16 protein-coding genes are annotated in these 11764 nt (G+C 69.9%); 5 read left to right on the forward strand and 11 right to left on the reverse strand.

From position 1 onward, the window contains the following. Positions 1–44: 44 nt before the first annotated feature. The 4 genes from AB0I12_RS34865 to AB0I12_RS34880 are packed head-to-tail and all read right to left on the reverse strand — an operon-like array spanning position 45 to position 1788. A complete protein-coding gene (locus AB0I12_RS34865) occupies positions 45–473 on the reverse strand; it encodes an OsmC family protein (RefSeq protein ID WP_359938120.1) in 429 nt (142 codons plus the stop codon). Between the two features lie 38 nt (positions 474–511). Further along, positions 512–931, reverse strand: a complete 420-nt coding sequence (locus AB0I12_RS34870) for a globin (protein WP_359938123.1) — start codon at positions 929–931, stop codon at positions 512–514. Positions 932–946: 15 nt separating this feature from the next. Further along, on the reverse strand, positions 947–1363 hold the full coding sequence (locus AB0I12_RS34875) for an acyl-CoA thioesterase (RefSeq protein ID WP_359938126.1): 417 nt from the start codon (positions 1361–1363) through the stop codon (positions 947–949). Further along, complete coding sequence (locus AB0I12_RS34880) at positions 1363–1788, reverse strand: thioesterase family protein (protein ID WP_359938129.1); 426 nt, start codon at positions 1786–1788, stop codon at positions 1363–1365. The genes AB0I12_RS34875 and AB0I12_RS34880 overlap by 1 nt, the downstream gene beginning before the upstream one ends. A gap of 90 nt (positions 1789–1878) precedes the next feature. Between AB0I12_RS34880 and AB0I12_RS34885 the strand changes: the two genes are divergently transcribed. Both AB0I12_RS34885 and AB0I12_RS34890 read left to right on the forward strand, forming a co-directional pair. Further along, entirely contained in the window at positions 1879–2634 is a 756-nt protein-coding gene (locus AB0I12_RS34885; RefSeq protein ID WP_359938132.1) for an SDR family oxidoreductase, read from the forward strand. A 12-nt stretch (positions 2635–2646) separates the two neighbouring features. Then, positions 2647–3102, forward strand: coding sequence for a MaoC family dehydratase (locus AB0I12_RS34890; RefSeq protein ID WP_359938135.1), 456 nt, complete (start codon positions 2647–2649; stop codon positions 3100–3102). Between the two features lies 1 nt (position 3103). Here AB0I12_RS34890 and AB0I12_RS34895 read toward each other — a convergent pair whose 3' ends face one another. From AB0I12_RS34895 to AB0I12_RS34905, 3 genes are all read right to left on the reverse strand, one after another. Beyond that, positions 3104–3592: a hypothetical protein gene (locus AB0I12_RS34895; protein WP_359938138.1), complete on the reverse strand. Its 489-nt coding sequence runs from the start codon at positions 3590–3592 to the stop codon at positions 3104–3106. Positions 3593–3634: 42 nt separating this feature from the next. After that, the gene (locus tag AB0I12_RS34900; RefSeq protein ID WP_359938141.1) at positions 3635–4522 is read right to left on the reverse strand and encodes a GNAT family N-acetyltransferase; all 888 of its coding nucleotides are present in this window, start codon (positions 4520–4522) and stop codon (positions 3635–3637) included. 95 nt (positions 4523–4617) lie between these two features. Then, on the reverse strand, positions 4618–5523 hold the full coding sequence (locus AB0I12_RS34905) for a GNAT family N-acetyltransferase (protein WP_359938144.1): 906 nt from the start codon (positions 5521–5523) through the stop codon (positions 4618–4620). A gap of 214 nt (positions 5524–5737) precedes the next feature. On the opposite strand from AB0I12_RS34905, the gene AB0I12_RS34910 reads away from it, so the two are divergent. Further along, positions 5738–6268 (forward strand): hypothetical protein, encoded by a 531-nt coding sequence (locus AB0I12_RS34910; protein WP_359938147.1) that lies wholly within the window; start codon positions 5738–5740, stop codon positions 6266–6268. On the opposite strand, the gene AB0I12_RS34915 is transcribed toward AB0I12_RS34910, so the two are convergent. Beyond that, positions 6259–7230: a WYL domain-containing protein gene (locus AB0I12_RS34915; protein ID WP_359938150.1), complete on the reverse strand. Its 972-nt coding sequence runs from the start codon at positions 7228–7230 to the stop codon at positions 6259–6261. The two genes, AB0I12_RS34910 and AB0I12_RS34915, sit on opposite strands and share 10 nt — an antisense overlap. Before the next feature lie 54 nt (positions 7231–7284). Between AB0I12_RS34915 and AB0I12_RS34920 the strand changes: the two genes are divergently transcribed. Next, positions 7285–7851, forward strand: coding sequence for a TIGR03086 family metal-binding protein (locus AB0I12_RS34920; RefSeq protein WP_359938152.1), 567 nt, complete (start codon positions 7285–7287; stop codon positions 7849–7851). Here the strand turns inward: AB0I12_RS34920 and AB0I12_RS34925 are convergent. Genes AB0I12_RS34925 through AB0I12_RS34935 form a run of 3 tightly spaced genes read right to left on the reverse strand, consistent with a single transcriptional unit; the run spans position 7848 to position 10978 of the window. Further along, positions 7848–8600 (reverse strand): SDR family oxidoreductase, encoded by a 753-nt coding sequence (locus AB0I12_RS34925; RefSeq protein WP_359938155.1) that lies wholly within the window; start codon positions 8598–8600, stop codon positions 7848–7850. The genes AB0I12_RS34920 and AB0I12_RS34925 overlap by 4 nt on opposite strands. Then, positions 8600–9820, reverse strand: coding sequence for an acetyl-CoA C-acetyltransferase (locus AB0I12_RS34930; RefSeq protein ID WP_359938158.1), 1221 nt, complete (start codon positions 9818–9820; stop codon positions 8600–8602). Before AB0I12_RS34930 ends, AB0I12_RS34925 begins: the two co-directional genes overlap by 1 nt. A 12-nt stretch (positions 9821–9832) precedes the next feature. Further along, on the reverse strand, positions 9833–10978 hold the full coding sequence (locus AB0I12_RS34935; protein WP_359938161.1) for an acyl-CoA dehydrogenase family protein: 1146 nt from the start codon (positions 10976–10978) through the stop codon (positions 9833–9835). A 74-nt stretch (positions 10979–11052) separates the two neighbouring features. Between AB0I12_RS34935 and AB0I12_RS34940 the strand changes: the two genes are divergently transcribed. Continuing rightward, a complete protein-coding gene (locus AB0I12_RS34940; RefSeq protein WP_359938164.1) occupies positions 11053–11652 on the forward strand; it encodes a TetR/AcrR family transcriptional regulator in 600 nt (199 codons plus the stop codon). Positions 11653–11764: the final 112 nt, after the last annotated feature.

An 11764-nucleotide genomic window follows, 5' to 3' on the forward strand; every position in this document is an offset into this window, starting at 1 on the left:
CCGAGGCACGGGAGGCGTCAGAGCGGTGATTCAGCGCCGGTGGTTCAGGCGGTGAAGGTGACGTCCAGGGTGATCGGGACGGCGGCCAGCGCCTGCGAGACCGGGCAGTTCTTCTTCGCGCCCTCGGCGAACTCGGCGAACTCGTCGGCGGTCAGGCCCGGGACGTTGCCGTTCACGGAGAGCTTGATGCCGGTGATGCCCTCACCCGGCTGGAAGGTCACGTCGGCCTGGGTGTCAAGCGACGCCGGCGGGTTGCCGGCCTGGGCCAGCGCGTGCGACAGCGCCATCGAGAAGCAGGTGGAGTGCGCGGCCGCGATCAGCTCCTCCGGGCTGGTCTTGCCGTTGGCGTCGTTCGCGCGGGAGGCCCAGGTGACGTCATAGGTGCCGACACCGGACGACTCCAGGGCGACCTGGCCGGCGCCCTCCATCAGCGAGCCTTCCCAGTGGGCCTTCGCCGTACGAGTGGTAGCCATGCTCGTGTTGTCTCCTTCTGGAAGATTCAGACAGTGGTTCAGCGGCCGGACACGTCGATCGCGCCCGGGTACTGCGGTTCGTCGGTGTTCACCATGCTGTGCGCGGCCATCACCATGTAGCGCCAGATCTCCTCGTCCCGCTCCGGGGACAGGGCGATCTCGTCGAGCGCGGCCCGCATGTGGCCGAGCCACCGGTCCCGCGCGCCCGGGGTGACGGCGAACGGGGCGTGCCGCATCCGCAGCCGGGGGTGCCCACGCTGCTCGGAGTACGTCTTCGGGCCGCCCCAGTACTGCTCGAGGAACATCCGGAAGCGCACCTCGGCCGGACCGAGGTCCTCCTCCGGGTACATCGCCCGCAGTTCCGGATCGGCGGCAACCCCGCGGTAGAACGCTGCCACCAACCGGTGGAAGGTCTCCGCCCCACCGACGGCGTCGTAGAAGCTCTGCTGCTCAGTCATCTCGGACCTAGTCTCTCAACTGGTCACAAGGTGCTTGAGGAGGGCTGCCTTTTCGGTGTCGCCGAGGGGCCGTTTGGCGTGGGTGGCGCCGTCCACGGCGACGATCACCGACTCCGCCTTGGCGTACACGTCCTCCGCGCCGGCGCTGCGGTCCACGATGCGGGAGCCGAGCGTGTACGACGACGTACCGACGGAGGCGATCCACACGTCCACGTCGTACGGCGGGTGCCGGAGCAGGATCGGACGCAGGTAGTCCACCGTCTGGCTGACCAGCACGCACGGGTACTGCGCGAAGAAGTCGCCCGTCGTCTCCATCACCTGCCCGAGGAACGCGATCCGCGCCTCCTGCAGATAGTCGAAGTACCGCACGTTGTTCACATGGTCGTACGAGTCGATGTCGGACCACCGGACCAGAACCGGATGTGTGTACATCACGCGCCCACCAGCTTCTCCAGGGCCGTGCGCTCGACCGGGGTGATCCGGCGCAGGCGGTTCGCGGTGAAATCGAACGGGACCAGCTTGGTCCGGGCCTCGACGTACGTGCGGCGTTCCGGCTCGGCGTCGAGGATCTCGTAGTCGACCGTGAACGACGCGGCCCGGATCTCGCTGATCCAGAGCTCGATCCGCACCGGCTCGGGCCGGAAGTGCAGCGGCGCACGGTACTGCACCTCGTGCCGGGCCACCAGCAGGCCGGTCTCGAGGTTGTCGGCGCCGAGCTCCTTGGCGGTCCGGAACAGGAAGTCGACGCGGGCGTCCTGGAGATAGTCGACGTACCGGCCGTTGTTCACATGGCCGAGTGCGTCCATGTCACCCCAGCGCAACGGGCAGTGGTAGACGTGGCGGTTGTGATGATCCACACGACGATCATGTCATCCGGGGTACTTCCGGTGTGACGGACCGTGGGTAATGTCATCTCCGGCAGACCAGTGGACCGATTGGAGTGGTGGATGAGCGAGCAGCGGGTGGCGATCGTGACCGGGGCGGCCCGGGGAATCGGCGCGGCCGTCGCGCAGCGGCTCGCCGCGGACGGTCACGCCGTCGCGGTCGTCGACCTCGACGAGGGCGCCTGCGAGGCGACCGTGAAGGCCATCACCGAGGCCGGCGGCAGGGCGATCGGCGTCGGCGCCGACGTCAGCAAGGCCGACCAGGTCACGGCCGCGGTCGAGCGGGTGGCCGCGGAGCTCGGCGCGCCGACGATCCTGGTCAACAACGCCGGCGTCCTGCGGGACAACCTGCTGTTCAAGATGTCCGAGGACGACTGGGACACGGTCATATCGGTGCACCTCAAGGGCAGCTTCCTGATGTCGAAGGCCTGCCAGGCGCACATGGTCGAGGCCAAGTACGGCCGGATGGTGTTCCTCTCCTCGACCTCGGCCCTCGGCAACCGCGGCCAGGCGAACTACGCGTCCGCGAAGGCCGGTCTGCAGGGCCTGGCCAAGACGCTCGCGATCGAGCTGGGCAAGTTCGGTGTCACGGCGAACGCGATCGCGCCGGGGTTCATCGAGACCGACATGACGGCCGCGACCGCGGCCCGGGTCGGCGTCGACTTCGAGGAGTTCAAGAAGGCGACCGCCGCGAGCATCCCGGTGCAGCGCACCGGCAAGCCGGAGGACATCGCCGCCGCGGCGTCGTTCTTCTGCAGCGAGGAGGCCGGCTTCGTGTCCGGCCAGGTCCTGTACGTCGCCGGCGGACCGCGGAACTAGGAGGCAGGCGACATGCCGCAGACGTTCAACGGCGTCGACGAGGTGGTGCACGCGGTCGGCACGACGCTCGGTGAGAGCGCGTGGCTGGAGATCACCCAGGAGCAGGTGAACCAGTTCGCCGACGCGACCGGCGACCACCAGTGGATCCACGTCGACGTCGACCGCGCCGCCAAGGGCCCGTACGGCGGGACCATCGCGCACGGTTACCTGACGCTGAGCCTGATCGCCCGCTTCGGCGAGGAACTGTTCAAGATCGACGGCGTGACCGCGAAACTCAACTACGGCGTCAACAAGGTCCGCTTCCCGGCCCCGGTCCCGGTCGGCACCCGGGTCCGCGCCGGCGCCTCGATCGCGAACGCCGTACAGACCCCCGCCGGCGTCCAGGTCTCCCTCAACTGGGTGATCGAGCTGGAAAACTCCACCAAGCCGGCCTGCGTCGCCGAAACGGTCGTCCTGCTCGTTCCCTGAGTCAGACGCCGTCGACGAAGAACAGCGACACCACGCCGACGACCGCGGTCCCGCCGAGTCCGACGACCCAGCCGAGTGCGCCGGTGTCAGCCAGATCCTGCCCGTGGACACCCAGCAGGCCGGCCACTGCAAGCACGCCCGCTCCCACGCTTCCGCCGGTGAGAAGGCTCGGCACGACGATGCGCGACGACCGCTGGAAGACCAGACCACCCAGTACCGCGACCAGCACCGCGACCACCGCCAGCACGATCAGACCGACCCGGCCGGCCGCTGGTTGGGAGTCTGCGCGGCCGAGTGCCGCCACACTCCCGACGGAGGCCAGCAGCAGGCCGAAGCCTGCAACGTAATAGATCCCGTCGCCGAACTCGAGCCAGAAGTACGTCTGGTGGTAGTGCTTGCGGTCCTTGCGATCGGTCAGCGTGGCGAGGAACGACCCGCCCAAGGCACACGCGAGGCCGGCGAGGCACAGGATGAGGAGTGGGCGGTCCATCCCGACCACTATCACCCGGCGTCGTAGCGGCGGCAACTCGAATCAGAGTGGGCAGATCAGCACCGCGTGGGTCGCGATGCGGTGGTAGCCGAGCCATTCGTTGACGGCGATCATGGGGGTGTTGCCGTCGTAGTTGGCGGTGTAGGCGCCGTGCACTCCGGCCTCGGCGGCGCGGTGCAGGGCGGCGGCCTTGACCAGCTTGGCCAGGCCGCGGCCGCGGTACTCGGGCAGCGTCGACGTCATCTTCGACCAGATCATCGTGTGGTCGCCGAGCCCCAGCGTGAACGCGACCACGCGGCCCTCGTACACGGCGGCGACGCTCAGGTCGAGCACCGTGTCCGGGTTCCGCCAGACGCCCGCCAGCCAGTCGTCGTACGGCCGGGTGGAGATCTTGGCGTCGCCCGGCTTGGTGCGCTGGGCAACCATGTCGGCCTCGTAGAGCAGCCGCGGATCGACGGCGCCGGCCGGCAGCAGCTCCACGCCGCTCGGGATCTCGGGCAGCTCCGGCGCCTTCCGCGGATCGATGCCCGCGTAGTGCACCTGGCGCGTCTGCCGGTACCCGAACCGGGCCGCCCAGGCGACCGATCCCGGGTCCGCGAACACCCGCGCCGACGTCGCGCCGGCCGCCCTCAGGTTGGCATGCGTTGCCTCCAGCAGCCGCGTCCCGATCCCCCGCCGCCGGTACTCCGGCCGGACCAGCACCCGCAACTCCCCGTCCAGCGGGTCGGAGCCGGCGATCAGGCCGTCCGTCGCCCAGCCCGCGAGCGTGGCGTCGTCGCCGACGGCCGCGAACGTTCCCCGACCGGGTGCGTTCCCCGTGCCGGTCCGGCGGGCGAGCGCGCCCCGGGTGGTCACCAAGTACGGCACCAATGCGTCGTGCAGCGCGACCGCGGCGTCCACATCGCGTGGCTCAGCCGCCCTGATCTCCATCTGAAACTCCTTGGGCACTCCAACGACACCGAAGTCCCCCGGAATCTAGCGCCCTTTCAGGTGCATACCGGAAGTGAACCCATTACAGCTCGGTCTCAGAGGGTTTTCAGCAGCCCCAGCTCGGTCTGCACCCGCCGGTACCCGAGCCAGTTGTTGACGGCAAGCATCGGGCCGTTCTCGTCGTCGTTGGACGTGTACGCCGAGGTGATCCCGGCGGCCGCCGCACGCCGGAGCGCGACCGACTTCACCAGCTTCGCCAGGCCGGTCCCGCGGTACGCCGGAACCGTGCCGGTCATCCCCGACCACATCCGGTCCCCGGCCGTCTCGACGACGGTGAAGGCCGCCATCTCCTCGCCGGCCATCGCGCCGACGCTGAGCGACCTGTCCACGGAGGGGCTGTTCCAGACCTCCTCCAGCCACTGGTCATAGTCGACCGAGTCCAGCGGCGAGTCACTCGGCTCGTCCAGCGACGCGATCGTGTCGGCCGTGTACGCCGTCCGCGGCTCCACGCTGTCCAGCGCCACGAGCTCGATCCCCGCCGGCGTCTCCGGCTGCTCGGGCAGCGCCGCCGTCAGGTCGAGGCCGGCGAAGTGCATCTGCCGCGTCCCGTCGTACCCGAGGTTGCGGGCGAACTCGAGCCCGTCGGGCTGCACGAACGACCGGACCCGGACCGCGCCGACCTCGGTGAGGTGCTGGTGCAGCCGCTCGGCGAGCTCGCTGCCGATGCCCTGCTTGCGGTGGTCCGGATGCACGTAGATGCTGAGATGGGCCTGCCCCGGCTCGCTGGTCCAGACGTTGATCCCGGCCGACGCCCAGGCGACGATCTCACCCTCGCGGTCGGCGACCAACGGCAGGAACCGTTCCTTCGGCGACTGCACGGTGAGCATGTGCCGCGTCGCCGCGGCCGACATCACCTTGTACGGCGCGACCACCGCCCGGACCGTTGCCACCGCCTCGGCATCGTCCCCCACTGCCAGCCGTACCACCGCCCGAGTCGTCATGCCCGGACCCTAGCCAGCAGGCTGGAGAGCCGCCACGGATTAAGTGACAGGAATGCGCGCGTCCCGTGATTCGGATGTGCGCCGGACTCGTACTAGAGTGGCGCGGTGCTGTCGGACTGATCGCCCCGACCGCCGGAAGTGCCATCGTGGTTCCACGCGACGGGGTCACCGGCGGCGGGGCGTCCGCCTTCAGACAGCGCCTAGGCTTGAGCTCATGCAGATCCCCGACGGTGCGGCGGCCGCCCGGACGCTGGCCGGCCTGATGGTCTCCGACGCACCGCGCCCCGAGTTCGCCGAGCCGTTCCGCCCGTTCGCGCCGCTGATCGGGAGCTGGGACCTCGACGTCGCCTGGTACGACGACAGCGGCGCCGTGATCCGGCAGACCACCGGGGAATGGCACTTCGCCTGGGCGCTCGACGGCCGCGCGGTCGCCGACATCTGGATCACCCCGAGCCGAGCAGCGCGGGCGACCGACGGCGACGGGGAGTGGGGACTGTCGATCCGGATCTACGATCCCGGACTGGAGGCGTTCCGCTCGACCTGGCTGGGTCCGAAGGCCGCGTTCGTGATGCCGTTCATCGCCCACGCGACCGCGGACACCATCACGCTCGAGGCGCAGAACGCCAGTGCCCGCTGGCAGTTCACCGGCATCACCACGACGGGTTTCCACTGGCGCAACGAGGACATCGCTGCCGACGGCAACGTGATCCTGCGGCAGACGTTCGTGGCCACCCGTCAGCCGTAGGTTGCCACCGCCGCCTTCGCCAGCTCGAGCATCCGCGCCCTGATGCCGGCCGGCTCCAGCACCTCGACATCGCCGGCGAACCCCAGCAGCACGCCGCACGCGGCCTCCCGCACCCGGAAGTGCATCCGCAGGCGCGGCCATTCGTCGTCGGCCGGTACGTCGCGCGCCGCCTCCCCCTTGACCAGCATCGGCGTGGCGATCCGCCGGACCATCTCGACCCGGTCCGGCCGCACCCTGACCAGCACGTCCGCCCCGACGGGCAGCTGCCGCTCGAGCCCCGAGCGCAACCGCTCCCACTCGGCGCGGACGTCCAGCCCTTCCGGCCGCTCTGCCGCCTCCTCGAGTACGTCGGCCTGCTCGACGCGGGACACCCGGTACATCCGCGCGGCGCCACGATGCGCGGCCACCAGGTACCACCTGCCGGCCTGCTCCACGAGCCCCCACGGATCGACAGTTCGTTGCTGAACGCCCTCACTCGCCGACGCGTACCGCAGCCGCACCCGGCGGCGCGTGACGACCGCCTGCCGCAGTACCGGCAACGCGCCGGTGTCCTCGGTGTCGGCGAACCACCGCCGCCGGTCCACCACGATCGCACCCGACAACGCGTCCGCATCGCCCTGCAGCTCGGCCGGCAACGTCGCGGACAGCTTCCCCATCGCCGAGTGCAGCGCGTCCCGCAACCCGAGCTCCTCCGACAACGCCGCACGCCCGGACCACGCGAACAGCGCCTGCGCCTCGCGCGGTGTCAGCTCACTCACGTCGGCGCGGTACCCGGGCAGCAGCACGCAGCCCCCGTTGCGCCCACGCTCGGAGTACACCGGTACGCCGGCCGCCGACAACGCCTCCATGTCCCGCATGACCGTCCGCGTCGACACCTCGAGCCGCTCGGCCAGCTCCCGCGCGCTCAGCCGCTCATGCCGCTGCAGCAACAGGATGATCTGCAACAACCGGTCCGCGCGCATGTCCCCAACAATATCGGACAGAAGATGTCGTATATACCCCTCGAAGCTGTCTTCATGACCAACGACCCACGTGCACTGTTCGTCCGCGCCCTCGACCAGACCCAGCAGCTCGTCAACACCACCGGGCCCGACGACCTCGACCTCCAGACACCCTGCGACGAGTACGACGTCCGCACTCTCCTCGGCCACCTGCTCACGGTCGCGGCGCGGATCGACCTGGCGCTGAACGGCGGCGACCCGCTGACCATCCCCGTTGTCACCACCGGAGTCGACGACGTCCCGGCCGCCTGGAAGGAACGCCGCGTCGCGCTCGACGCCACCCTGGCCGACGACTCGATCCTCGGGCGGACTTGCAAGCTCCCGTGGGGCACTTTCCCCGGCGCAGCAGCCATCGGCGCGTACACGGGTGAGCTCGCCACCCACGCCTGGGACCTGGCCACGGCGACCGGCCGCCGTGACCAGCTCGACGAGGAGCTGGCGGCACAGGTGCTTGCGACGGTTCGGCAATACGTCCCGGCCGAGCAGCGCGGCGGGCACATCCCGTTCGGCCCGGTGGTACCGGTGGCCGCCGACGCGCCGCCGTACGACCAGCTGGCGGGCTGGCAGGGCCGCCGGCCCTAGGCGATCCCGCCGTTCAGCATCAGCCCGCCGTCGATGGTGATGGTCTGGCCGGTGATCCACGACGCCTCGTCGGACAGCAGGAACCACACCAGCGAGGCGACGTCCTCCGGCCGGCCCAACCGTCCCAGCGGGTACGTCGACGCCACCTTGTCCTCACGGCCCTCGTAGAGCGCTCCGGCGAACTTGGTCTTCACCACCGCCGGGGCCACGGCGTTGACCCGGATCTCCGGAGCCAGCTCGACGGCCAGCTCCTGCGTGACCCGGGACACCATCGCCTTGGTCGCGCCGTACCACCCGATGCCGGGTGACGGCCCCTGACCGGCTACCGAGGACAGGTTGACCACGGCTCCGCCGTGCGCGCGCATCCATGCGTCCCGGCAGGCCCGCACCCAGGCGATCGCGGCCAGCACGTTGGTGTCCACCATCTTGGCCGCGACCGCCTGGTCGACGTCCAGCAGCTTCCCGTAGATCGGGTTGATGCCGGCGTTGTTCACCAGCAGGTCCACCGAGCCGTACGTCGCCACGGCGGCCGCCACCACCTGCGACCGGTGCTCCGGGTCGGCTGCCTTGCCGGCCACCGCGAGCGCGTGCTCCCGGCCGCCCAGGGCCTCGACCGCCTGGTCGAGGGTCTCCTGGGTGCGTCCGGTGATGACGACCCGCGCGCCGTCGGCCACCAGGCGCTGCGCGATCGCCAGCCCGATACCGCGTGAGGCGCCGGTGACGATCGCCGTCCGGCCGTCGAGGCTCATCAGCTGAGGCGCTCGAGCACGATCGCCATACCCTGCCCGCCGCCGACGCACATGGTCTCCAGGCCGAACTGCTTGTCCTCGAACTGCAGACCGTTGACGAGTGTGGTCATGATCCGCGCGCCGGTCGAGCCGAACGGGTGGCCGAGCGCGATCGCGCCGCCGTGCACGTTCAGCTTGTCCTCGTCGATCCCGAGCTCGCGCGCGGAGCCGATCACCTGGACCGCGAACGCCTCGTTGATCTCGACCAGGTCGATGTCGTTGATGCTCATCCCGGCCCGGGCCAGCGCCTGCTTCGAGGCCTCGACCGGCCCGAGGCCCATGATCTCCGGCGACAGACCGCTGACACCGGTCGACACGATTCGCGCCAGCGGCGTCAGGCCGAGTTCGCGCGCCTTGGTGTCGCTCATGATCACGACCGCCGCGGCGCCGTCGTTCAGCGGGCAGCAGTTGCCGGCCGTCACGGTGCCGTCGGGGCGGAACACCGGCTGCAGCTGGCTCACCTTCTCGAGCGTCGTCCCTGCCCGCGGGCCGTCGTCCTTGCTCACCACGGTCCCGTCCGGCAGCGTCACCGGCGTGATCTCGCGCTCGAAGAACCCGTTGTTGATCGCCTTCTCGGCCAGGTTCTGCGAGCGGACGCCGAAGACGTCCTGGTCCTCGCGGCTGATGCCACGCAGCGTCGCCACGTTCTCCGCGGTCTGGCCCATCGAGATGTAGATGTCCGGGATCAGCCCGTCCGCGCGCGGGTCGTGCCAGGTGTCGTTGGTCTCGGCGTACTTCTCGGTCCGCGCGACCGCGTCGGTGAAGAGCGGGTTGAACGAGCTCGGGTCGCCGACACCGGCGGAGCCGAAGTTCTTGTACCGCGAGACGCACTCGACGCCGGCGCTGACGAAGATGTCGCCCTCGCCGGCCTTGATCGCGTGGTAGGCCATCCGCGCGGTCTGCGTCGACGACGCGCAGAACCGGTTGACCGTGGTCGCCGGCGTGTTGTCCCAGCCGAGCTGCACCGCGACCCGGCGCGCCATGTTGCCGCCGTGCTCGTCGTGCGGCTCCGCGCACCCGAGCGCCAGGTCCTCGATCTGGTCACCGGTCAGTCCTACCTTGCCGACCGCCGCCTGGATCATCTGGACGGCGAGGTCGTCCGGCCGGATCGAGGTCAGCGACCCCTTGTGCGCACGGCCGATCGGCGACCGGGCCGTGGACACGATGACTGCTTCAGGCACAGCAATTCCCTTCTACAGGCCGAGGTCGCGGCCGATCAGCTCTTTCATGATTTCGTTGCTTCCGGCCCAGATCTTGGTGACGCGGGCGTCGCGCCAGGCGCGCGCGACCCGGTACTCGTTCATGTAGCCGTAGCCGCCGTGCAGCTGGACGCAGGCGTCCAGGATCTCGTTCTGCACGTGGGCGCTCCACCACTTCGTCTTCGCCGCGTCCACCGCGGACAGCCGGTCCTCGTCGTGCGCGACGATCGCGTTGTCGACGTACGACTGGGTGACCTCGGCCTTGGTGACCAGCTCGGCGATCAGGAACTTGTTGTACTGGAACGAGCCGACCGGCTGGCCGAACGCCTTGCGCTGCTTCACGTAGTCGATCGTCTCGGCGAGGATCTGGGTGGCGTGCGCGATGTTCGACACCGCGGCGCCGATCCGCTCCTGCGCCAGCCGCTCCATCATGTGGATGAAGCCGCGGTCCAGCTCGCCGAGCACGTTGCCGTCGCCGACGAACAGGTCCTCGAAGAACAGCTCCGACGTACCGGACTCGGTCTGGCCGACCTTGTCGAGCTTGCGGCCGCGGGCGAACCCCTCCATACCCTCCTCGACTACGAACAGCGTGATGCCCTTCGCGCCCTTCTCCGGGGTCGTGCGGGCCGCGACGATCACCAGGTCGGCCATGTCGCCGTTGGTGATGAAGGTCTTCGAGCCGTTCAGCACCCAGCCGCCGTCGGCCTTCTTCGCGGTCGTCTTCAGCGCGGCCAGGTCCGAACCGCCGGACGGCTCGGTCATCCCGATCGCGGCGACGTACTCACCGGCGCAGAACTTCGGCAGCCAGCGCTGCTTCTGCTCCTCGGTCCCGAGATCCACGAAGTACGGCGCGGCGCAGTCGTAGTGGATGCCGAAGCAGCTCGACAGCGACGCGGAGACCTTCGACACCTCCTCGGCGAACACGGCGTTGAACCGGTAGTCGCCGACGCTCGAGCCGCCGTACTCCTCCGGCACGTCGAGCCCGAGGAAGCCCTGCTTCCCGGCCTCCAGCCAGGCGGCGCGATCGATCGTCTTCTCTTCGAGGAACTGCTCCATCCGCGGCACCAGCGAGCGGTCGCAGTACTCCTTGGCGCTGGCGCGGAACGCGTGGTGGTCCTCGCCGAAGATGACGCGCTCCATGGGGCCTCCCCGAGGATTTGAGACAAATGGCTAAGCGCTTGCTTAGCTTCACGCGTTCGGTGCAAGGTGTCAACGTGTCCGCAGTCACCGATCCCCTGGTGTGGGAGCACGTCCAGCCGGCCGCGGCGCGCCGGCTGCTGACCGGCGCCGTCGACGCCTTCGCCGAGCGCGGCTACCAGGCCACCACCACCCGCGACATCGCCTCGCGCGCCGGGATGAGCCCCGCCGCGCTGTACGTGCACTACCCGTCGAAGGAGCGCCTGCTCTTCGAGATCAGCCTCTACGGTCACAACGCAGCCCTCGACGTACTGCGCTCCGCCGACACCGGCTCCGCGCCCGCGGACCGGCTCCGCTCGCTCGTCGCCGCCTTCACCGCCTGGCACGCGGAGCATCACACGATCGCGCGCGTGGTCCAGTACGAGTTGGCCGCCCTGTCACCCGAGCACCTGGCCGAGGTCGCGACGATCCGCCGGGCGATCTCCGCCCAGATCGAGCAGGTTCTCGCCGACGGCGTCGCCGCGGGCGAGTTCACGGTGCCCGACCTGCCCGGCACCACCCTCGCCGTGCTCTCGCTGTCCATCGACGTCGCCCGGTGGTACACCCCGCACCGCGGCGACCCGGCCGCGCTCGGCAAGCTCTACGCGGACCTCGCCCATCGCATGGTCCAGGCATAGCAAAGACCCCGCGCCGAGGGCGGGTTCACGCGGTCCTCGCAACACCTCGAGTTGAGGAGTTGCGGGGACCGTGTCGTTGTCGGAGGAGTTGGGGTGTCTGCTGAGGCTGGTT

Origin of the sequence: Kribbella sp. NPDC050459 (genome assembly GCF_040655315.1) — a bacterium.
GTDB lineage: Bacteria > Actinomycetota > Actinomycetes > Propionibacteriales > Kribbellaceae > Kribbella.

Excerpts from the sequence above, each read along its gene's own strand:
- AB0I12_RS34865 (WP_359938120.1), bottom strand. The coding sequence starts at position 473 with ATGGCTACCACTCGTACGGCGAAGGCCCACTGGGAAGGCTCGCTGATG.
- AB0I12_RS34870 (WP_359938123.1), bottom strand. The coding sequence starts at position 931 with ATGACTGAGCAGCAGAGCTTCTACGACGCCGTCGGTGGGGCGGAGACC.
- AB0I12_RS34875 (WP_359938126.1), bottom strand. The coding sequence starts at position 1,363 with ATGTACACACATCCGGTTCTGGTCCGGTGGTCCGACATCGACTCGTAC.
- AB0I12_RS34885 (WP_359938132.1), top strand. The coding sequence starts at position 1,879 with ATGAGCGAGCAGCGGGTGGCGATCGTGACCGGGGCGGCCCGGGGAATC.
- AB0I12_RS34890 (WP_359938135.1), top strand. The coding sequence starts at position 2,647 with ATGCCGCAGACGTTCAACGGCGTCGACGAGGTGGTGCACGCGGTCGGC.
- AB0I12_RS34895 (WP_359938138.1), bottom strand. The coding sequence starts at position 3,592 with ATGGACCGCCCACTCCTCATCCTGTGCCTCGCCGGCCTCGCGTGTGCC.
- AB0I12_RS34900 (WP_359938141.1), bottom strand. The coding sequence starts at position 4,522 with ATGGAGATCAGGGCGGCTGAGCCACGCGATGTGGACGCCGCGGTCGCG.
- AB0I12_RS34905 (WP_359938144.1), bottom strand. The coding sequence starts at position 5,523 with ATGACGACTCGGGCGGTGGTACGGCTGGCAGTGGGGGACGATGCCGAG.
- AB0I12_RS34910 (WP_359938147.1), top strand. The coding sequence starts at position 5,738 with ATGCAGATCCCCGACGGTGCGGCGGCCGCCCGGACGCTGGCCGGCCTG.
- AB0I12_RS34915 (WP_359938150.1), bottom strand. The coding sequence starts at position 7,230 with ATGCGCGCGGACCGGTTGTTGCAGATCATCCTGTTGCTGCAGCGGCAT.
- AB0I12_RS34920 (WP_359938152.1), top strand. The coding sequence starts at position 7,285 with ATGACCAACGACCCACGTGCACTGTTCGTCCGCGCCCTCGACCAGACC.
- AB0I12_RS34925 (WP_359938155.1), bottom strand. The coding sequence starts at position 8,600 with ATGAGCCTCGACGGCCGGACGGCGATCGTCACCGGCGCCTCACGCGGT.
- AB0I12_RS34935 (WP_359938161.1), bottom strand. The coding sequence starts at position 10,978 with ATGGAGCGCGTCATCTTCGGCGAGGACCACCACGCGTTCCGCGCCAGC.